This window comes from Acidovorax soli, from assembly GCF_014207955.1.
GTDB classification, from domain to species: domain Bacteria; phylum Pseudomonadota; class Gammaproteobacteria; order Burkholderiales; family Burkholderiaceae_C; genus Acidovorax; species Acidovorax soli_A.
Genome location: NZ_JACHLK010000014.1, coordinates 172,660 through 192,016, shown reverse-complemented (window position 1 = coordinate 192,016; position 19,357 = coordinate 172,660). Strand labels below are relative to the sequence as shown.

Genomic DNA, 19,357 nt, shown 5'->3' with positions numbered 1-19,357 from the left:
GACGCAGACAGCGGGGCGCTGTTTCTTTGCCTACTTTCTTTTTGCGCAAAAAGAAAGTAGGTGCGCCGCCGGGCGCACATCCCGGCTCCCGCCCTCAAACAAGCAAAGAGGCCAGCAAAGACCGTCAGCCCAACAACCGAGCCAAAGTCAACAAAGCCAGCAACAGCATCCACACCACCACCGACCTCCACACCAGCCCCACGACACTGCGCAAATGCCCCACTTCAGGCTCCCGCCCAGGGGTGGAATCGCTATCCCCCATGTCCGCATCGATCTCCAACCCCTGCGGCGTATGCAATACAGACCGTGCCTTGAGCGCCTCACCACCCAGACGGACATTGATGGCACCCGCAGTAGCAGCCAACACCACCCCGTCGTTGTCATTGGGAAAGCGCTGCGCATGGAAACGCCAACCCTCGATGGCCTCCTCGAAGCTGCCCACTACCGCAAAGCTCAGTGCGGTCAGGCGCGCAGGCACCCAGTCAACCAGCGTCCAGGCCTGCGCCGAAGCGCGCTGCAGCGATTCGCTCGCGGGCTGGGATCCCATGCGCTGGCGGTGGTGCCAGTAGCGCGAGGCGAACTCGGCCAGGCGGTACAGCACTGCGCCCGTGGGGCCGAGCCCCAGCGCCGCGAGCACCGAGAACCAGGCCAGCACGCCGAACACGTGGCGGTGGGCGGCGATCACCGAGTACTCGATCACGTGGCGCACGATCTCGCTGCGCGGCAAGAGGCCCACGTCCACCTGCTGCCAGTGGGCCAGGCGTTCGCGGGCCGCATCCTCGTTGCCCTCTTCCAGCGCATCGCGGATGCCCGTGAAATGGTGGCTGAACTGCCGGAAACCCAGGGTGATGTAGAGCACCGCCACGCTCCAGAGCACGGCAAACGGCCAGCCCAGCCCCCACAGCAGCAGCCAGTGGATGGCCAGCACCACCAGCGAAGGCACGAGCACCGCCAGGCCCCAGGCCACCCAGCCATGGTGCGACTTGCCGGCGTCGAAATTGCGGCTCACCGACAGCGCCCAGGCACGCAGGCCGGCGTGGATGGGATTGCTGCGGGCCAGCGGGCGGGCCTGCTCGATCAGCAGAGCGAACAGGATGGCGAAGAAACTCATGGGCGCCAATGATACTGGCGCCAGGCCCCTGGAGTACCCGGCAGCACCCTAAGCCGCACCGGTGCCGGCTGCCCTCAGCAGCCTCAGGCCAGCATGAAGCGGTAGAAATTGCGCAGCATGCCCGCCGTGGCGCCCCAGATGTGGTGGTTCTTCTCACCGTCCTGGTAGGGCATGGAGAACCATTCACGGGCCAGGCCCTGCCACTCCAGCCGGTGGCGCTGGTGATTCGCAGGGTCGAGCAGAAAGGCCAGCGGCACCTCGAACAGGTCCGCCACCTCATAGGGATTGGGCGTGAGCACGCAATCGGGCTGCACCAGCGCGACCACGGGGGTGATGATGAAGGAGGTGCCGGTCACGTAGGTGGGCAAGGTGCCCAGCACCTCCACGTACTGGCGCTCGAGCCCCACTTCCTCGAAAGCCTCGCGCAGCGCCGTGTCCGCCGGGTCGGTGTCCTCGGGGTCGGCCCGCCCACCGGGAAAGGCGATCTGCCCCGAATGCGTGGACAGGTGCGCCGTGCGCTCGGTCAACAGCACCATGGGTTGCTCGCGCAGCACGATGGCCAGCAGCACGGAGGCGTGGGCCGGCTCGCGGTTGGTGAACTTGCGCTCCAGCACCACTTCGGGCTCCCACTGCGGTGGGTGCGCAAAGCGCAGGCGCAAGGCCTCGGGGGTCTGCGCGGCCAGCGCAACCGCAGGCAGATGTGCATCCACCCCCACCACAGGCACCTTGCGCGGATCGAAATCGGGCAGCGTGGACAGGGGCGGGATGACGGAAGACACAGGGCTGATCAGCGGTTTCACTGGGCGGTCAATGGATGGATGGATGAAGGACAGAGCCGAGAAAAGCAAAAAGCCGCTACAGGCAGGCTGTAGCGGCTTGTCTGGGCGGGGCCAGTCCTCAGGCTGCGGTAGCGGCAGCAGCCTTGGCGCGCGAAGGCAGCTTTTCCTTGATACGTGCCGACTTGCCGCTGCGGTCGCGCAGGTAGTACAGCTTGGCACGGCGCACGTCACCGCGGCGCTTGACTTCGATGCTGGCGATCAGCGGGCTGTAGGTCTGGAACGTACGCTCCACGCCTTCGCCGCTGGAGATCTTGCGCACGGTGAAGCCGCTGTTCAGGCCGCGATTGCGCTTGGCAATCACCACACCTTCGTAAGCCTGCACGCGCTTGCGGTTGCCTTCCACCACGTTCACGCTCACGATGACGGTGTCACCAGGGGCGAATTCGGGGATGGTCTTGTTGAGGCGGGCGATTTCTTCCGCTTCCAGGGTTTGAATCAGGTTCATCTTTACATCCAACGATCATGTCCGCGCCAAAAATGGCAGCGTCGGGATTGACGTCTCAGTGTTTCGCACAAGTGGTGGGAGCCTGCATGCCCCACACCCTTTTTCCAGCAAAACGGCCGGCCAGAGGATCGAAAAGCCTTTGATTATAGCAAGTCAGCGCAATTTGGCCAAGACGGCCTCGTCCGAAGGCGTGATCCGGCCCGCCGCCCGGGCCGCCGTGATCAGCTCGGGGCGGTGGCGCGCTGTGATGGCCAGGCGCTGGTCACGCCGCCAGCGCTCGATCTGCGCATGGTGGCCGGACATCAGCGCGGCCGGCACGGCCTGGCCCGCCCACTCCTCGGGACGGGTGTAGTGCGGACAGTCCAGCAGGCCATCGAGTGCGGGATTGAAGCTGTCAAGCTGGTGGCTGCCCTCGTCGTTGAGCACGCCGGGCTGCAGGCGCGCCACGGCATCGAGCAAGGCCATGGCGGCGATCTCGCCACCCGACAGCACGAAATCGCCCAGGCTGATCTGCGCATCCACATGGGCGTCGATGAAGCGCTGGTCGATGCCCTCGTAGCGCCCGCACAGCAGCACGGCCCCCGCGCTGGCGGACCAGCGCTCCACGGCCGGATGGTCCAGGGTGGCGCCGATGGGCGAGAACAGCACCAGCGGCGCCTGGCTTTCGGCCGGCTCGGCGCGCTCGGCACGGATGGCCGCCAGGCACTGCGCCAGGGGCTCGGCCAGCATCACCATGCCCGGGCCGCCGCCAAAAGGCCGGTCGTCGACACGGCGGTAGTTGCCCTCGGCGTGGTCGCGCGGGTTCCACAGCCGCACATCGACCTGGCCACCGGCATAGGCACGGCGCGTCACACCCGCAGCCAGGAAGGGCGCGAACAGCTCGGGGAACAGCGTGATGACGTCAAAGCGCATGGCAAGGGCGCGTGGCGGCTCAGTAGTCGGCCTGCCAGTCGACGGTGATGCGCTTTTCGGACAGCTCGACCTTGTCGACGAAGTGGGCGACGAAGGGGATCATGCGCTCCTGGGCCTTGCCGCCCTCTTCGTAGTCGATCACCAGCACCGTCTGCGGGCCGGTGGACAGCAGTTCGCGCACGGTGCCCAGGGCCAGGCCCTCGCGGTTGACCACGGCCAGGCCGATCAGGTCGACCCAGTAGTACTCGTCGGTGGCGGTGGAGGGGAAACTCGAACGCGGCACGAAGATGCGCGCGCCGCGCAGCGCCTCGGCGCCGTTGCGGTCGTCGATGCCCTGGGCCCAGGCCACCACGGTGTCCGAATGGTCTTTGGCCTGGCGGATGGGCAGCAGCACCGTGCCGGTGAAGGTCTTGGCGCCCCGCTCGGACGGCTGCAAGTACCAGCGCTTGGAGGAAAACAAGGCCTCGGGGTTGCTGCTGTGCGGCACCACCTTGAACCAACCCTTGATACCCCAGGCGTCGGCAATGCGCCCCACTTCGATGGCATCGGCGGGCAGCTCGGCAGGCTCAAGGGTCAGGTTCATGGCAAAGATCTCGGAAATAGGAAAAGGGCGGGTCCCGCCAGGCAAGCCGACGGAACCCGCCCTTTCCGGGGAGCTATCAGGCAGCCTTCTTGGCGGCTTGCTTGATCAGGCGGTCCACGGTAGGCGAGGACTGGGCGCCCACGCTCTTCCAGTACGTCAGGCGGTCCTGGGCGATGCGCAGGCCTTCTTCGGTTTCCTTGGCGGTGGGGTTGTAGAAGCCCAGACGCTCGATGAAGCGGCCATCGCGGCGCACGCGCTTGTCAGCAACGACGATGTTGAAAAATGGACGGCCCTTGGAGCCGCCGCGGGAGAGTCGAATGACGACCATGATTTATCCTTCGGGTGGTGGACTTGGGCGGTATTGCCAAAAGCCACAGTGTTCGCAACCATATTCGCAACGCTTGAGACACGCGACATGGCCACCCGGCCAGCGACACGCTGCAAAGCCCGCGATTATATCCCTTTCCCCGAAAAGCGTGCCATACACTTTGATGGCCCCGCACAAAGCGCCTTTAGCAGCAATGCCCACCATCCGCCCGAGCACCGACGCCGACCTGCCCGCCATCACCGCCATCTACGCCCACCACGTGCTGCACGGCACGGGCACCTTCGAGATCGATCCCCCGTCGGAGGCCGACATGGCAGGCCGCCGCACCGATGTGCTGGGCCGCGGCCTGCCCTGGCTGGTCGCTGAACAGGACGGACAGGTGCTGGGCTTTGCCTACGCCAACTGGTTCAAGCCGCGCCCGGCCTACCGCTTCTCGGCCGAGGACTCCATCTACGTGGCCGACAGCGCCCGCGGCATGGGCCTGGGCCGGCAACTGCTGGCCGAACTCATCGTGCAGGCCGAAGCGGCCGGTGTGCGCAAGCTGCTGGCGGTGATCGGCGACTCGGCCAATGCCGGCTCCATCGGCGTGCACCGCGCCCTGGGCTTCACCGAGGCGGGCGTGCTGCGCTCCATGGGCTGGAAGTTCGGCGCCTGGCGCGACATCGTGCTCATGGAAAAGACCCTGGGCGCGGGCGACACCACTTCGCCGGAATAATCCACCCCATGAAAAACAAGACCCTGGCCGCCTGGCTGGCCTTCCTCGGCGGCCCCCTGGGCCTGCACCGCTTCTACCTGCATGGCATGGGCGACATGCTGGGCTGGCTGCTGCCCATTCCCACGGCGCTGGGGCTGTACGGCATCCAGCGCGTGCAGCAATTCGGCCAGGACGACCACACCAGCTGGATGCTGATCCCCTTGCTGGGTTTCACCATCGCGGGCTGCGCCCTCAGGGCCATCCTCTACGGGCTGATGACACCCGAGCGCTGGAATGCGCGCTTCAACCCCTCGGCCGCCCAGGAAGCCCCTGCTGGCCAGACCCGCTGGCTCACCATCGGCGCCATCGTGGTCTCGCTGCTGCTGGGCACCACGGTGCTGATGGCGAGCATCGCCTTCAGCTTTCAGCGCTATTTCGAATACCAGATCGAAGAGGCGCGCAAGATCTCGCAGTAGCGGCCAGACCCCCACAGAAAAAAGCCCCCGGAAGCGATCCCGGGGGCTTTTTTTTGGGGGTGCATGCCGCGGATCAGTACAGCTGCAGGCTCACCCAGTAGGCAATCGCTGCCACGAAGGCGCTGGCCGGAATGGTGAGCACCCAGGCCCAGACGATGTTGCCGGCCACCCCCCAGCGCACGGCGCTGGCGCGCTGGGTGGAGCCCACACCGACGATGGCGCCGGTGATGGTATGCGTGGTGGAGACCGGAATGCCCAACGTGGTGGCCAGGAACAGGGTGAGCGCTCCACCCGTCTCGGCGCAGAAGCCGCCCACGGGCTTGAGCTTGGTGATCTTCTGGCCCATGGTCTTGACGATGCGCCAGCCGCCGAACATGGTCCCGAGGCCGATGGCCACATAGCAGCTCACGATGGTCCAGGTCGGGGGCGAGGCATCGGTCGTCGACGCGTAGCCGGTGGCGATCAGCAGCAGCCAGATGATGCCGATGGTCTTTTGCGCGTCGTTGCCGCCGTGGCCCAGGCTGTAGGCACCTGCAGAGACCAGCTGCAGGCGCCGGAACCATTTGTCCACCTTGCTCGGCCGGGAGCGCCGGAAGATCCAGGCCACAGCCACCATCATCAGCGAGCCCAGGGCAAAGCCCAGCAGCGGCGAGACGAAGATGAAGGCCACGGTCTTGAGGATGCCGGTGGAAATCAGTGCGCTCGCGCCGGCCTTGGCGATCACAGCGCCCACGATGCCGCCGATCAGCGCATGCGAGGAGCTGCTGGGGATGCCGTAGTACCAGGTGATGACGTTCCAGGTGATGGCGCCCACCAGGGCGCCGAAGACCACGTGCGTGTCCACGATGCCGGGCTGCACGATGCCCTTGCCCACGGTGGCAGCCACGCTCAGGTGGAACACGAAGATGGCCACGAAATTGAAGAATGCCGCGAACAGCACCGCTTGCGCGGGCTTGAGCACGCCGGTGGAGACCACCGTGGCGATCGAGTTGGCGGCATCGTGGAACCCGTTCATGAAGTCGAACAGGAGAGCGAGCGCCACGAGCAGGACGACAACCCACAGGGCTGCTTGTACGGTTTCCATGCTGCTGAGCCCTGCCGATCAGGAGTTCTCGAGGACGATGCCCTCGATGCAATTGGCCACGTCCTCGCACTTGTCGGTGATGGTTTCCAGCAGTTCGTAGATCGCCTTGAGCTTGATCACCTCGCGCACATCGGGCTCTTCGCGGAACAGCTTGCTCATGGCGCTGCGCATGACGCGGTCGGCATCGCCCTCGAGGCGGTCGATTTCCTCGCAGGTCTTGAGCGCGGCCTCGGCCACCGAGGGATCGGCGATCTTGTCGAGCAGCTTCACGGCATCGCGCAGGCGCTCGCAGCACTTGAGGCTCAGGTCGGTGAGGCGCGTGATCTCGTCCGTCATGTGGCGCACGTCGTACAGCGCCATGGTTTCGGCCGAATCCTGGATCAGGTCGGCCACGTCGTCCATGGTGTTGATGAGCGTGTGGATCTGCTCGCGATCGATGGGGGTGATGAAGGTCTTGTGGATGGCCTTGTTGACCTCGTGCGTCACGCGGTCGGCCGCGCGCTCGGCGTTGTCCACGTCCTGGTTGTACTTGTCGCGCAGGTGGGGGTCGTTGTAGTTCGCCACCAGTTGCGAGAAGGCGCGAGCCGCTTCCACGATGCGGTCCGCATGCTGGTTGAACATTTCGAAAAAGTTGCCTTCGCGTGGCAACAGCTTGGCAAACAGCATGGAAGAGGCTCCTGGAACGGGGGTGTGATTTCTTGGAAATGACGACGCCATGACAAACCCATGACGCCAACGTGACTGCCGCGAGTTTAACCGGCGGGCCGTTGCAGGCCGGCCCCAGGCCCATGGCAGCGGCTTCGCCCAGGGCAGGCAAGCCCGGGACGGGCCTACCCGCCGGCCACCCCACGTCCTACAAGGCCGGGAGGACACGCGCCTTAGATTGGGCGTTCGCCTCGGGGGTGCCCTCACCCGCCGAACCACCCCACATTCCAAGGACATCCCCATGCCATCTTCACCCCTCAGAACGATCCCCTGGCTGCTAGCGGCCGCCTGTGCCGCCACCGGCGTTCAGGCACAGACCGGCAGCACGTCGCAAAAGCAGCGCGACTCCGTCATCCCGTACACGCAGCAAGGCTACATCGGCCTGAGCGGCGGCCGCTCCAACTACGACCTGAGCGCCGGCCCGGCGGGCACCGGCCTGGGCTTCGACGACTCCGACTCGGCCTGGAAACTCTCCACCGGCGGCTACTTCCACCCCAACGCGGGTGTGGAGCTGAGCTACCTGAATGCCGGCAAGGCCCACCGCCTGGGCGGCACGACCCGGGCCCAGGGCGTGAACCTGAGCCTGATCGGGCGGGCCCCGCTCAACGAGCAATTCGATCTCTTTGGCAAGGTCGGCACCACCTACGGCCGCACGCGCACCACGGGCTTCTCGGGCCTGGGCGTGGCCACGGGCAAGGACAGTGGCTTCGGCCTGTCCTACGGCCTGGGTGCGCGCTGGAATTTCAACCAGCAATGGGCTGCCGTCGTGGAGTGGGAACGCCACAAGTTCCACTTCGCTGACGACAACGCGGGCGTGAAGATGACCACGCTGGGCGTGCAGTACAAGTACTGAGCCTGCAGGGCAGGCCCCATGAAAAATGCCGCCCGGGGGCGGCATTGTCTTGCGGGTGCGCCCAGGGGGCTTATTCGCCCAGGTAGGCGGCACGCACCTTGGGGTCGCTCAGCAGCTCCTGGCCCGGGCCGGTCATGGTGATCAGGCCCGACTCCATCACGTAGCCGCGGTCGGCGATCGCCAGGGCGCGGCTGGCGTTCTGCTCCACCAGCACGATGGTCACGCCCAAGGCGTACACGTCACGCACCACCTCGAAGATCTTGTCCACCATGATGGGCGACAGACCCATGGAGGGTTCGTCCAGCAGCAGCACCTTGGGCTGGCTCATCAGGGCGCGGCCCATGGCCAGCATCTGCTGTTCACCGCCCGACATGGTGCCGGCCAGCTGGTCCTTGCGCTCGCGCAGGCGCGGGAAGATGGTGAACATCTTCTCGATGTCGGCCAGGATGCCCGCCTTGTCCTTGCGGATGTAGGCGCCCATCTGCAGGTTCTCGGTGATGGTCATGCGCGCGAACACGCCACGGCCTTCGGGCACCATGACCAGGCCCTCCTTGACCAGGTCCCAGGCGCCCTTGCCCTTGATGCTCTTGCCCAGGTACTCGATGTCGCCATCGCCCATGGGCAGCGTGCCCGTGATGGCCTTCATGGTGGTGGTCTTGCCCGCACCGTTGGAGCCGATCAGCGAGACCAGTTCGCCTTCGCGCACTTCGAAGTCCACGCCCTTGACGGCCTGGATACCGCCGTAGGCCACCTTCAGGCCCTTGACCTGCAGCAGTACCTTGTTGGATTTTTCGGCCATTCTCAGTGTCCTCCGGTGCCCAGATAGGCCTCAATCACTTTTTCGTTCTTCTGCACTTCGGCAGGGTTGCCTTCGGCAATCTGCTTGCCGTAGTCGAGCACGGTCACGCGGTCGCACAGGCCCATCACCAGCTTCACATCGTGCTCGATGAGCAGGATGGTGCGGTTGTCGTTGCGGATGCGGTCGATCAGCTCGCGCAGCTGCACCTTCTCGGTGGCGTTCATGCCGGCGGCGGGCTCGTCCAGCGCAATCAGCTGGGGGTCGGTGGCCAGGGCACGGGCGATTTCCAGGCGGCGCTGGTCGCCATAGCTCAGCGTGCGCGCCTTGTAGTCGGCGAACTTGCCGATGCCCACGTAGTCGAGCAGTTCCTGCGCGCGCTTGGCGATGGCCGCTTCTTCCTCCTTGAAGCCCTTGGTGCGGAACACCGCACCCACCAGGCCGGACTTGGTGCGGATGTGGCGGCCCACCATCACGTTCTCGAGCGCCGTCATCTCGGCGAACAGGCGGATGTTCTGGAAGGTGCGGGCAATGCCCGCCTTGGCCACTTCGTGCACGGCCGTGGGCTCGTAGGGCTTGCCCGCGAGCTCGAAGGTGCCGCTGTCGGGCGTGTACAGGCCGGTGATCACGTTGAAGAAGGTGGTCTTGCCTGCGCCGTTGGGGCCGATCAGGCCGTAGACCTGACCGCGCTCAATGGTGATGCCCACGTCGGAGAGGGCCTGCAAGCCGCCGAAGCGCTTGGAAATGCCGGCGACCTTCAGCACCACATCGTTGGATTTCTCTGCCATGTTCTAACTTTCTGCGGTGTTCATCAGGACTTCTGAGCCAGGCTCTTGCCGTGCTCAGGTGCGGGCCACAGGCCACGGGGGCGCATCAGCATGATGACGATCATCGCCACGGCGATCAGGAACTGGCGCAGGATGGCGGAATCGAGGCGGCCATCGGTCATGGCCTGCAGCGGGCCGGCGACGTAGCGCAGCACTTCGGGCAGCGCCGACAGCAGCACCGCACCCAAGATCACGCCGGGGATGTGGCCGATACCGCCGAGCACCACCATGGCGACGATCATGACCGACTCCATCAGGCTGAACGACTCGGGCGAGACAAAGCCCTGGAAGGCACCGAACATGGCGCCCGAGACGCCACCGAACGAGGCGCCCATGCCGAAGGCCAGCAGCTTGAGGTTGCGGGTGTTGATGCCCATGGCCTTGGCGGCGATCTCGTCTTCGCGGATGGCCATCCAGGCGCGGCCGATGCGCGAATCCTGCAGGCGGTAGCAGATCACGATGCTGATGATCACCAGCGCCAGGAACAGGTAGTAGTACAGCGTGACGGAGTTGATGTCGAAGCCGAACACCTCCAGGCGCTTGCCCAGGTCCAGGCCGAAGATCTTGACCGAGTCGATCTGGCCCAGGCCCTTGGGGCCGTTGGTCAGGTTGACGGGGTGGTCCAGGTTGTTCAGGAAGATGCGGATGATTTCGCCGAAGCCCAGGGTCACGATGGCCAGGTAGTCACCGCGCAGCTTGAGGGTTGGCGCCCCGAGCAGGGCCCCGCAGACCGCCGCTATCAGCGCCGCCAACGGTATCACCAGCCACAGCGAGGTGTGCAGGCCATTGGGGAACATGGCGGCGAAGGCCGCGAAGGTATCGGCCAGGTGGGGCGATGCCATCAGCGCGAACAGGTAGGCGCCCACGGCGTAGAAGGCCACATAGCCCAGGTCCAGCAGGCCGGCGTAGCCGACCACGATGTTCAGGCCCAGGGCCAGCATCACGTACAGCAGGGCCAGATCGGCGATGCGCACCCAGGCGTTGCCGAAGGATTGCAGGATCAGCGGGAGGATCAGCAGCGCGATGCCGCCCACGACCCATTTGGCAAGGTTGTTGTTCTTCATGACAGGGTCCTCAGGCTCGGTCGGCCACACGTTCACCCAGCAGGCCCGAAGGACGCAGCGTGAGGATGATGATCAGCACGATGAATGCAAAGATGTCGGTGTAGTGGCTGCCCAGCAGGCCGCCCGTGAGGGTGCCGATGTAGCCCGAGCCGATGGCTTCGATCAGGCCCAGCAGGATGCCGCCGACCACCGCGCCGGCCAGGTTGCCGATGCCACCGAACACGGCCGCCGTGAAGGCCTTGAGGCCCGGCAGGAAGCCCATGGTGTGCTGCGCCGTGCCGTAGTTGGAGGCGTACATGATGCCGGCGATGGCCGCCAGCACAGCGCCGATGATGAAGGTGGCCGAGATCACCATGTCGGGCTTGACGCCCATGAGCGAGGCCACGCGGGGGTTCTCGGCCGTGGCGCGCATGGCACGGCCCAGGTTGGTGTGGTTCACCAGGTAGACCAGCGAAGCCAGGGCAATCGCGGTCACGCCCAGGATCAGGATCTGCGTGGGGGTGATGAAGGCGCCACCGATCTGGAACGGCGAGCTTGGCAGCATCGTCGGATAGGGCTTGTAGTTGGGCTTCCAGATGATCATGGCCAGCGTCTGCAGCAGGATGGACATGCCGATCGCGGTGATCAGGGGCGCCAGGCGCGGGCTGCTGCGCAGCGGCCGGTAGGCCACTTTTTCAATCACGAAGTTCAGTGTGGCTGCGACCACGCAGGCAATGATGGTGGCCAGCAGCAGGATCAGCCAGCCAGGTGCGCCGGGCATGGCCCCTTGCATCATGCCAATACAGCTCCAACTGGTGAGTGCACCGATCATGAGCACCTCGCCGTGGGCGAAGTTGATCAGTTGAATAATGCCGTACACCATCGTATAGCCCAAGGCTATCAAGGCGTACATGCTGCCGAGAACCAGACCGTTGATGATCTGTTGCAGCAAAATGTCCATAAGAGAAGTCCTTCGTTTGTAACGCACCCCAAGCGCAGGCACCGGAATCGGTACAGCCTTGTGGGCCCGACTGCCATCTAGCAAAAAACCCGCCAGAGATGCAGCTGTGCGGGTTTGTGGACGGGATTGTAGCCAGTAGTGTCAGGAGGCCCTCTGCGGCTTTGGGGGGGTTTTCCCTCGGGTTCGCAAGTCCATCAGTGACCGCCCGGGTACATAAGTTATTTTGATGCACGCAAGAATATTGCTGAGCAAACTTATTACCAAGGTCATGCAAAATCGGCATAAACGCAGTTTCGGGCGCAGCATACGCCCGTGCCGCACTCACTCCTCGGGAAGGATGGCGTCGTCGGCCGCTGCGTTGCGCTCGCGCAGCTCACGCAGTTTTTGTGCGATCTTGATTTCGAGCCCGCGCTCCACCGGCTGGTAGAAACCGGGCGCCTCCATGCCCTCGGGCAGGTAGTTCTCACCGGCCGCGAAGCCCCCTTCCTCGTCGTGCGCGTAGCGGTAGCCCTTGCCGTAATCGAGCTGCTTCATGAGCTGGGTCGGTGCATTGCGCAGGTGCATGGGCACCGGGCGCGTGCCATCTTGCTTCACCCAGGCGCGGGCGGCGTTGTAGGCCTTGTAGACCGCGTTCGACTTGGGCGCCACGGCCAAGTAGACCACGCATTCGGCCAATGCCAGCTCGCCCTCGGGCGTGCCCAGGCGCTCGTAGACCTCGGCGGCATCGAGCGCCAGGCGCAGCGCGCGCGGGTCGGCCAGGCCGATGTCCTCGCTGGCCATGCGCACCAGGCGCCGCGCCATGTAGCGCGGATCGGCCCCGCCATCAAGCATGCGCACCAGCCAGTACAGCGCCGCATCGGGGTCCGAGCCACGCACGGATTTGTGCAGCGCGCTGATGGTGTCGTAGAACTGCTCGCCTCCCTTGTCGTAGCGGCGCATGCGCTCGCCCAGCACCTTGAGCAGCCATTCGTCCGAAATCTCGGTCAGCTTCTCCTGCGCGGCCGCCATGGCCAGGGTTTCCAGCGTGTTGAGCAGGCGCCGCGCATCGCCGTCGGCATAGGCCACAAGCCGGTCGATGGCCGCCTGCTCGATGGCCGGCAGGGCCTTGTGCGACTGCGCCAGCGCCACGAGCTGCTGCAGGTCCTCGGCCGACAGCGGCTGCAGCACGTAGACCGCGGCACGCGACAGCAGCGCGGAATTGACCTCGAACGAGGGGTTCTCGGTGGTCGCACCGATGAAGGTGAACAGCCCGCTCTCCACATGCGGCAGGAAGGCGTCCTGCTGGCTCTTGTTGAAGCGGTGCACCTCGTCGACGAAGACGATGGTGCGCTGCTGCATGAGGCCGTCGCGCGCGAGCTCGGCCCGCTCCACGGCTTCGCGGATGTCCTTGACCCCGCCCAGCACGGCGCTGATGCTGATGAACTGCGCATCGAAGGCATCGGCCATCAGCCGGGCGATGGTGGTCTTGCCCACGCCCGGCGGCCCCCACAGGATGCAGCTGTGCGGGCGGCCCGATTCGAAGGCCAGGCGCAGCGGCATGCCGGGCCCGAGCACCTGCTGCTGCCCGATCACCTCGCCCAGCGTCCGCGGGCGCAGGCGCTCGGCCAGCGGCTGGTGGGCAGCGCCGGCGGAAGAAGGGGACGAAAGACTGCGCGAGGAACTCATGGAAGAAGCAATGGTGAAGCAGGCATGCAAGAGGGGCACCGCCCCACAGATGGAGGCCGGTCGGCCTGCTGCAAGCCGCAAGCTGGCCACGCCTCCCCCGATTCCAACACAGGCCCGCACCGCAAACGCCAACAATGTCACGAAATGCCGCGGCCGCTGCCGGGAATGCCCCCGCCTCCCGCCTATAAAGCGGGGCTGACAACCGCCCAGAGACCCTCCGCATGGCACATCCACTCCACCACCTCGCATGGCTGCGTCCGATCGCGCTGGCCGCCAGCCTCGCCCTCTGCGGGCTCGCGCTGCAGGCCCACGCGCAGGGCACGCCAGCCGCCGCGGGCGCAGTCGCCCAGGATACCGCCACGGCCTTGCAGGGCTGGTGGGAAGAATATTCGCCCTCGTCCAACATCGTGCAGTTCCTGCCCGACGGCACGTTGAAGCTCTACCTCAAGAAAGGCGAGATCGACGAGCTGCGCAGCCTGGACGGCACCTGGAAGATGGAGAGCGACGGCAAGACCATCGAAATGCTGTTCACCGTGCGCGGGCGCACCCTGACCCGGCGCGCCGAAATCTCCTTCGACGGCGCCGAAATGGTCATCAACGAGAAGAAGGCGGCACGCCCGACCCGCCACCGCAGGCATTCCGGGCAGTTGCCCGAGGCCTACCTCTGGTGAGCACGCGCTGCCGAACGTCCATGTCCCCTACCATTGCACCCATGACCCTTATTTCCAAGCCATCTTCCTTTTCCGGCCTGCTCCTGGGCCTGTCCCTGGCGCTGCTGGGCACCGCCGCCCACGCCGACGTGACCGAAGCCGAAGCCATCGAAGCCCAACTGGGCTCGGCGCTCGCATCGGCCGATTTCGCGGCCAAGAACTGCCCCAACCTCGGCATCAACGACGACAAGGTGCAGGAGCTGCTCAAGCGCATCAAGAAGAGCGCGGCCGACCTGCGCGCCGGCGAGGACTACGATGAGCAGCGCACCGTGGTCCAGCAGCTCGAAAAGCAGCAGGGCCGCGCCATGATCTGCATGGTGCTGCCCTCGGCGCACGGAGGCTACGCGCGCGGCGTCATCCAGAAGAAATAAGCGGCAGCGCTGCTCACTGCTTGACCACATCCGCCCCCGCAGGCGGCTTGAACTGGAAGGTGCTGGCGGGCAGTGGCGGGTTGGCCTGCATGCCGCTGAAGCGGATGGCCGAGCGCTGGCCGAAGCTGTCCAGGATGTCCAGGGCCGCGAGCTGCTCGCCGGCAAAACCCACGCGCACGCTCTGCAACTGCCCGTCCTTGGCCTTGGGGCGCGCCAGCACCCACTGCAGGCCATCGGCATCGGGCGCCGATTCGAGCGTGAAATCGGCCTTGAGCGCCGACAGGTCGGGCGCCGAAGCCAGCAAGGCCGCCGGTGTGGTGCCCAGGGCCTGGGCCTGGGCGCGCTGCGTGACCTGGTTCAGGTCCACGTCATGCAGCCACAGGGTCTGGCCATCGGCCACGATGGTCTGCTCGAACGGCTTCCTGTAGACGAACTTGAAACGCCCCGGGCGCTGGAACTCGAACGAACCGCTGGAATTCTTGGTGCGCGCTGTCTGCCCCTCCTTGGCCGGCGAGGTCACCACCTGGGTGAAGTCGGCGCGGCCCGTCTGGGTGCTCTTCATGAAGGATTCGAGGCTCTTGAGCCCGTCCGCGCTGGCCCAGGGGGCGCTGGCCGCGATCACGATGGCTGTCACAAGTTTTTTCAAAAATAGACTCCTTGGGTTGCAGGCAGGGTGCCCACAGCACCTCATTCGGGGCGAGCAGGCACCAGCACTTCACGCTGGCCGCTGGCAGTAAGGCCGCTCACCAGGCCGGCCTTCTCCATGTCCTCGAGCAGGCGCGCCGAGCGGTTGTAGCCGATGCGCAGCTTGCGCTGGACGTAGGAGATGCTGGCCTTGCGGTCCTTGAGCACCACTTCCACGGCCTGGTCGTACATGGGGTCTTTTTCACCCCCTTCACCACCACCGCCGTCCCCTGACAGATCCCCGTCGCCGTCCACAGTTCCGCCTTCGAGCACGCCCTCTATGTAGTCCGGCTCCCCTTGTTCCTTGAGGTAATGGACGACACGGTGGACTTCCTCGTCCGAGACGAAGGCGCCGTGCACCCGGATCGGCAGGCCGGTGCCGCTGGCCATGTAGAGCATGTCGCCCATGCCCAGCAGGGCCTCGGCGCCCATCTGGTCGAGGATGGTGCGGCTGTCGATCTTGCTGCTCACCTGGAAGGCGATGCGCGTTGGGATGTTGGCCTTGATCAGGCCGGTGATCACGTCCACGCTGGGGCGCTGGGTGGCCAGGATCAGGTGGATGCCGGCGGCGCGGGCCTTTTGCGCCAGGCGCGCGATCAGCTCCTCGATCTTCTTGCCCACCACCATCATCAGGTCGGCCAGCTCGTCGATCACCACCACGATGTGCGGCAGGCGCTGCAGCGGCTCGGGCTCTTCGGGTGTGAGGCTGAAGGGGTTGTAGATGAACTCCTCGCGCGCCTTGGCCTCGTCGATCTTGGCGTTGTAGCCGGCCAGGTTGCGCACGCCGAGCTTGCTCATGAGCTTGTAGCGGCGCTCCATCTCGGCCACGCACCAGTTCAGGCCATGGGCGGCCTGCTTCATGTCGGTGACCACTGGCGCCAGCAGGTGCGGAATGCCTTCGTAGACCGACATTTCCAGCATCTTGGGGTCGATCATCAAGAGGCGCACGTCGCGCGCCTCGGCCTTGTACAGCAGCGAGAGGATCATGGCGTTGATCCCCACCGACTTGCCCGAGCCCGTGGTACCGGCGACCAGCACGTGCGGCATCTTGGCCAGGTCGGCCACCACCGGGTTGCCCACGATGTCCTTGCCCAGTCCCATGGTGAGCAGGCTCTTGGCCTCGTGGTAGACCTGCGAGCCCAGGATCTCGGACAGGCGGATGGACTGGCGCTTGGCGTTGGGCAACTCCAGCGCCATGTAGTTCTTGCCCGGAATCGTCTCCACCACGCGGATGGACACCAGGCTCAGCGAGCGCGCCAGGTCCTTGGCCAGGCCCACGATCTGCGAGCCCTTCACGCCCGTGGCGGGCTCGATCTCGTAGCGCGTGATCACCGGGCCGGGCATGGCCGCGACCACGCGCACCTCCACGCCAAAGTCCTTGAGCTTCTTCTCGATCAGGCGGCTGGTCATCTCCAGCGTCTCGGGCGCCACGGTCTCCTGGCGCTGCTGGGCGCCGTCGAGCAGGTCCACCAGCGGCAGCTTGCTGTCGGGCATGTCGGTGAACAGGGGCTTCTGGCGCTCCTTGACCACGCGGGTGCTCTGCGGCACGTCGACCAGAATGGGCTCGATGATCTGCACCGGCTGCGGGTGCTGCTCCTCGCTCTCGGTCTTCTCCTCCTGCACCACCACGGCGCGTTCGCGCGCCGCCTTGCGGCCCACGGCCACGTCCTTGGCCACCTCGCGCTGCGTGCGGCGCGACTGCACCAGCGCATCGATGCGCCCACCCAGCACCTCGGCCACATGGCCCCAGGAGAAGCGGAAGGCCAGCGCCGCACCCAGCACGGCGAGCACGAAGCACAGCAGGGCCGAGCCCGTGAAGCCCAGCCATTTGACGCTGGCCGGGCCCGTGATGTAACCCAGCACCCCGCCGGCGTGGCCGGGCAGCAGCGACTCGAAACGGTACAGGCGCGACCATTCGAGCGCGGTGCTGGCGCACATCAGCAGCACCAGGCCGCCCCAGAACAGGCCGCGGCGCACCAGGGGGCTTGCGGCACCGGGCTGCACCTCGCCGCCACGCATCCAGCGCGCCAGCGACGACAGCCAGGAGCGCACGCCCGCTGCCACGCACCACCAGACCGAGAAACCCAGGGCAAAGTAGCTGCCATCGGCCAGCCAGGCGCCCAGGCGGCCGGCCCAGTTGGCGACGGCACGCGCATCCGAGGGGCCGGAGGACGACCAGGCGGCGTCCTGCGCCGAATAGCTGACCAGCGCCAGCAGCCAGAACACCAGGGCCAGCAGGCCGATCAGCAGGCCGATTTCATGCCCGAAGCGGGCCGCGCCCGAGCGGGGCGGCGACTTCGCGGCAGAGGATGCATTCAGGGTATTGAGTGAATAAGTCATAAGCGCCGGGCAAGCTTACCCCATGCCCCACTCCCCTGGGAAAGCTCAGCCCAGGGCGTCCAACCGGTCCTTGAGCACGGTGGCCCCGGTGGGCAGCACCTCGATGAAACCACGCTCTTCCAGGTCTTTCATGACACGGCTGACCATTTCGCGCGAAGCGCCCACCATCTTGGCCAGGTCCTGGCGCGAGATCTTGTCGCGGATGACGCGCTGGCCCTGCGCATCGGTGGAGGCGAAGTCCAGCAGCGCATGGGCCACGCGGCCGTACACATCGAGCAGGGCCAGCGATTCGATCTTGCGGTCGGCATGGCGCAGGCGCTTGACCAGGCCGCGCATGACCACCAGCGACATGGAGGCGTTTTCGGTCAGGCAGCGCGCGAACTCGGTGCGCCCGAGCATCAGCACGTCGGTCTGCACCTCGGCGCGCACCGTGGCCGAGTGGGGTTCGTTGTCGATGATGCTCATCTCACCCAGGTAGTCGCCCTGCGACAGGGTGGCCAGGATCACCTCGCGCCCACGGCTGTCGGCCGTCATCACGCGCGCCCGCCCGGTGAGCAGGATGAACAGCGTGTTGGACCGCTGCCCCTGCTCGACCAGCGCCTCGCCGCGCTTGAAGCGCTTCTTGACCACGGCACCGCTGATCACCTCGGCCTGCGGCATGGTGAGCAGCGAGAACAGTGGCACCCGGCGCAGCAGGTCCAGGTTGGACAACATCGTTGACATGGAAACTTCTCCTCTCGAAAGGCGCGGCTCCACCGGTGCCGCATCGGGTTATTGATCGGTTCTTACAATCGCCGTGATTGAAATTGGGGCTGCGTGCGAAGACCGTGCGCGGTTGATACTTGGCGCCCCGCCCCCCAGCTTTCCCAACAGCGCCCCGTGTAGCGGGCGCAAAACACAGGCTTTTACCATGTCTACCACCCAACACGCGAAAGTTCTGATCCTCGGCTCCGGCCCGGCCGGCTATACCGCAGCGGTCTATGCAGCGCGCGCCAACCTCAATCCGGTGCTGATCACCGGCATGTCCCAGGGCGGCCAGCTGATGACCACCACGGAAGTCGACAACTGGCCTGCCGACGTGAACGGCGTGCAGGGCCCCGAACTGATGCAGCGCTTTCTGGAGCATGCCGAGCGCTTCAAGACCCAGGTCATCTTCGACCACATCAACCAGGTCGACTTCAGCAAACGTCCCTTCACCCTCATTGGCGACAGCGGCACCTACACCTGCGACGCGCTGATCCTGGCGACCGGCGCCTCGGCCAAGTACCTGGGCCTGCCCTCCGAAGAGGCCTTCATGGGCCGCGGCGTCTCGGGCTGCGCGACCTGCGACGGTTTCTTCTACCGCGACAAGCCCGTGGCCGTGGTCGGCGGCGGCAACACGGCCGTCGAAGAAGCGTTGTATCTGTCCAACATCGCGAGCAAGGTCACCGTGGTGCACCGCCGCGACAAGTTCAAGGCCGAGCCCATCCTGGTGGACAAGCTCAACGAGAAGGTCGCCGCCGGCAAGATCGAGCTCAAGCTGTTCAACACGCTGGACGAGGTGCTGGGCGACGCCACGGGCGTGACCGGCATCCGCATCAAGAGCACCAAGGACGGCAGCACCGAGGACATCACCCTGCACGGCTGCTTCATCGCCATCGGCCACTCGCCCAACACCGACATCTTCAAGGGCCAGCTGGAGATGGAAGGCGGCTACCTCATCACCCAGGGCGGCCTCAAGGGCTTTGCCACGCAGACCAGCGTGCCCGGCGTGTTCGCCGCCGGCGACGTGGCCGACCATGTGTACCGCCAGGCCATCACCAGCGCCGGCACGGGCTGCATGGCCGCGCTGGATGCCCAGCGCTTCCTCGAACAGCAGGAGTGAAAACCGCTGCCCGGGGTGGCGATTTGACGCCCCGGCACGCGGGTCGCTATAATCCAAGGCTTTCCT

The 19,357-nt window shown here is 65.8% G+C and carries 22 protein-coding genes; 6 read left to right on the top strand and 16 right to left on the bottom strand.

The features are described 5' to 3' along the window. Positions 1 to 124 precede the first annotated feature (124 nt). From HNP48_RS27495 to rpsP, 6 genes are all read right to left on the bottom strand, one after another. Complete coding sequence (locus HNP48_RS27495) at positions 125 to 1,111, bottom strand: CobD/CbiB family protein (protein WP_184863215.1); 987 nt, start codon at positions 1,109 to 1,111, stop codon at positions 125 to 127. Positions 1,112 to 1,194: 83 nt separating this feature from the next. Beyond that, complete coding sequence (locus tag HNP48_RS27490; protein WP_311773866.1) at positions 1,195 to 1,890, bottom strand: CoA pyrophosphatase; 696 nt, start codon at positions 1,888 to 1,890, stop codon at positions 1,195 to 1,197. Positions 1,891 to 2,008: 118 nt separating this feature from the next. Next, positions 2,009 to 2,395 (bottom strand): 50S ribosomal protein L19, encoded by a 387-nt coding sequence (gene rplS / locus HNP48_RS27485; RefSeq protein ID WP_184863213.1) that lies wholly within the window; start codon positions 2,393 to 2,395, stop codon positions 2,009 to 2,011. 153 nt (positions 2,396 to 2,548) lie between these two features. After that, positions 2,549 to 3,307 (bottom strand): tRNA (guanosine(37)-N1)-methyltransferase TrmD, encoded by a 759-nt coding sequence (gene trmD / locus HNP48_RS27480; RefSeq protein WP_184863211.1) that lies wholly within the window; start codon positions 3,305 to 3,307, stop codon positions 2,549 to 2,551. A 19-nt stretch (positions 3,308 to 3,326) separates the two neighbouring features. Continuing rightward, positions 3,327 to 3,890, bottom strand: a complete 564-nt coding sequence (gene rimM, locus HNP48_RS27475; RefSeq protein WP_184863209.1) for a ribosome maturation factor RimM — start codon at positions 3,888 to 3,890, stop codon at positions 3,327 to 3,329. Positions 3,891 to 3,966: 76 nt separating this feature from the next. Then, the gene (gene rpsP, locus HNP48_RS27470) at positions 3,967 to 4,218 is read right to left on the bottom strand and encodes a 30S ribosomal protein S16 (protein ID WP_110533007.1); all 252 of its coding nucleotides are present in this window, start codon (positions 4,216 to 4,218) and stop codon (positions 3,967 to 3,969) included. Positions 4,219 to 4,411: 193 nt separating this feature from the next. Here rpsP and HNP48_RS27465 point away from each other — a divergent pair, with 193 nt between their 5' ends. Then, a complete protein-coding gene (locus tag HNP48_RS27465) occupies positions 4,412 to 4,933 on the top strand; it encodes a GNAT family N-acetyltransferase (protein ID WP_184863207.1) in 522 nt (173 codons plus the stop codon). Between the two features lie 8 nt (positions 4,934 to 4,941). Continuing rightward, complete coding sequence (locus HNP48_RS27460; RefSeq protein ID WP_184863205.1) at positions 4,942 to 5,388, top strand: TM2 domain-containing protein; 447 nt, start codon at positions 4,942 to 4,944, stop codon at positions 5,386 to 5,388. A 73-nt stretch (positions 5,389 to 5,461) separates the two neighbouring features. Here the strand turns inward: HNP48_RS27460 and HNP48_RS27455 are convergent, their stop codons facing one another. Together HNP48_RS27455 and HNP48_RS27450 are read right to left on the bottom strand one after the other, a co-directional pair. Then, on the bottom strand, positions 5,462 to 6,472 hold the full coding sequence (locus HNP48_RS27455; protein WP_184863203.1) for an inorganic phosphate transporter: 1,011 nt from the start codon (positions 6,470 to 6,472) through the stop codon (positions 5,462 to 5,464). Between the two features lie 18 nt (positions 6,473 to 6,490). After that, positions 6,491 to 7,138 carry a DUF47 domain-containing protein gene (locus tag HNP48_RS27450; protein ID WP_184863201.1) on the bottom strand — a complete coding sequence of 216 codons (648 nt, stop codon included), beginning with the start codon at positions 7,136 to 7,138 and terminating at the stop codon, positions 6,491 to 6,493. Between the two features lie 280 nt (positions 7,139 to 7,418). Here HNP48_RS27450 and HNP48_RS27445 point away from each other — a divergent pair, with 280 nt between their 5' ends. Next, on the top strand, positions 7,419 to 8,030 hold the full coding sequence (locus HNP48_RS27445) for an outer membrane beta-barrel protein (protein ID WP_184863199.1): 612 nt from the start codon (positions 7,419 to 7,421) through the stop codon (positions 8,028 to 8,030). Positions 8,031 to 8,100: 70 nt separating this feature from the next. Here HNP48_RS27445 and HNP48_RS27440 read toward each other — a convergent pair whose 3' ends face one another. The 5 genes from HNP48_RS27440 to HNP48_RS27420 all read right to left on the bottom strand — a co-directional run bounded on the left by HNP48_RS27440 (position 8,101) and on the right by HNP48_RS27420 (position 13,322). Continuing rightward, on the bottom strand, positions 8,101 to 8,829 hold the full coding sequence (locus HNP48_RS27440; RefSeq protein WP_184863197.1) for an ABC transporter ATP-binding protein: 729 nt from the start codon (positions 8,827 to 8,829) through the stop codon (positions 8,101 to 8,103). A gap of 2 nt (positions 8,830 to 8,831) precedes the next feature. Continuing rightward, positions 8,832 to 9,614 (bottom strand): ABC transporter ATP-binding protein, encoded by a 783-nt coding sequence (locus HNP48_RS27435; RefSeq protein WP_184863196.1) that lies wholly within the window; start codon positions 9,612 to 9,614, stop codon positions 8,832 to 8,834. 23 nt (positions 9,615 to 9,637) lie between these two features. Next, positions 9,638 to 10,717: an ABC transporter permease subunit gene (locus HNP48_RS27430; RefSeq protein WP_184863194.1), complete on the bottom strand. Its 1,080-nt coding sequence runs from the start codon at positions 10,715 to 10,717 to the stop codon at positions 9,638 to 9,640. Between the two features lie 10 nt (positions 10,718 to 10,727). Beyond that, positions 10,728 to 11,657 (bottom strand): branched-chain amino acid ABC transporter permease, encoded by a 930-nt coding sequence (locus HNP48_RS27425; RefSeq protein ID WP_184863192.1) that lies wholly within the window; start codon positions 11,655 to 11,657, stop codon positions 10,728 to 10,730. 321 nt (positions 11,658 to 11,978) lie between these two features. Next, positions 11,979 to 13,322, bottom strand: a complete 1,344-nt coding sequence (locus HNP48_RS27420; RefSeq protein ID WP_184863190.1) for a replication-associated recombination protein A — start codon at positions 13,320 to 13,322, stop codon at positions 11,979 to 11,981. A gap of 221 nt (positions 13,323 to 13,543) precedes the next feature. Here HNP48_RS27420 and HNP48_RS27415 point away from each other — a divergent pair, with 221 nt between their 5' ends. Together HNP48_RS27415 and HNP48_RS27410 are read left to right on the top strand one after the other, a co-directional pair. Then, positions 13,544 to 13,993 carry a hypothetical protein gene (locus HNP48_RS27415; protein ID WP_184863188.1) on the top strand — a complete coding sequence of 150 codons (450 nt, stop codon included), beginning with the start codon at positions 13,544 to 13,546 and terminating at the stop codon, positions 13,991 to 13,993. 41 nt (positions 13,994 to 14,034) lie between these two features. Then, the gene (locus tag HNP48_RS27410) at positions 14,035 to 14,403 is read left to right on the top strand and encodes a hypothetical protein (RefSeq protein ID WP_184863186.1); all 369 of its coding nucleotides are present in this window, start codon (positions 14,035 to 14,037) and stop codon (positions 14,401 to 14,403) included. Between the two features lie 13 nt (positions 14,404 to 14,416). Here the strand turns inward: HNP48_RS27410 and lolA are convergent, their stop codons facing one another. From lolA to HNP48_RS27395, 3 genes are read right to left on the bottom strand one after another with little or no spacing between them, the layout of a single operon-like run. Further along, positions 14,417 to 15,049: an outer membrane lipoprotein chaperone LolA gene (gene lolA, locus HNP48_RS27405; protein WP_184863184.1), complete on the bottom strand. Its 633-nt coding sequence runs from the start codon at positions 15,047 to 15,049 to the stop codon at positions 14,417 to 14,419. A gap of 41 nt (positions 15,050 to 15,090) precedes the next feature. Then, on the bottom strand, positions 15,091 to 17,427 hold the full coding sequence (locus HNP48_RS27400) for a DNA translocase FtsK (protein ID WP_184863182.1): 2,337 nt from the start codon (positions 17,425 to 17,427) through the stop codon (positions 15,091 to 15,093). Positions 17,428 to 17,472: 45 nt separating this feature from the next. Further along, positions 17,473 to 18,150 (bottom strand): Crp/Fnr family transcriptional regulator, encoded by a 678-nt coding sequence (locus HNP48_RS27395; RefSeq protein ID WP_184863180.1) that lies wholly within the window; start codon positions 18,148 to 18,150, stop codon positions 17,473 to 17,475. 187 nt (positions 18,151 to 18,337) lie between these two features. Here HNP48_RS27395 and trxB point away from each other — a divergent pair, with 187 nt between their 5' ends. After that, positions 18,338 to 19,291 carry a thioredoxin-disulfide reductase gene (trxB, locus tag HNP48_RS27390; protein WP_184863178.1) on the top strand — a complete coding sequence of 318 codons (954 nt, stop codon included), beginning with the start codon at positions 18,338 to 18,340 and terminating at the stop codon, positions 19,289 to 19,291. The last annotated feature ends 66 nt before the right edge of the window (positions 19,292 to 19,357 follow it).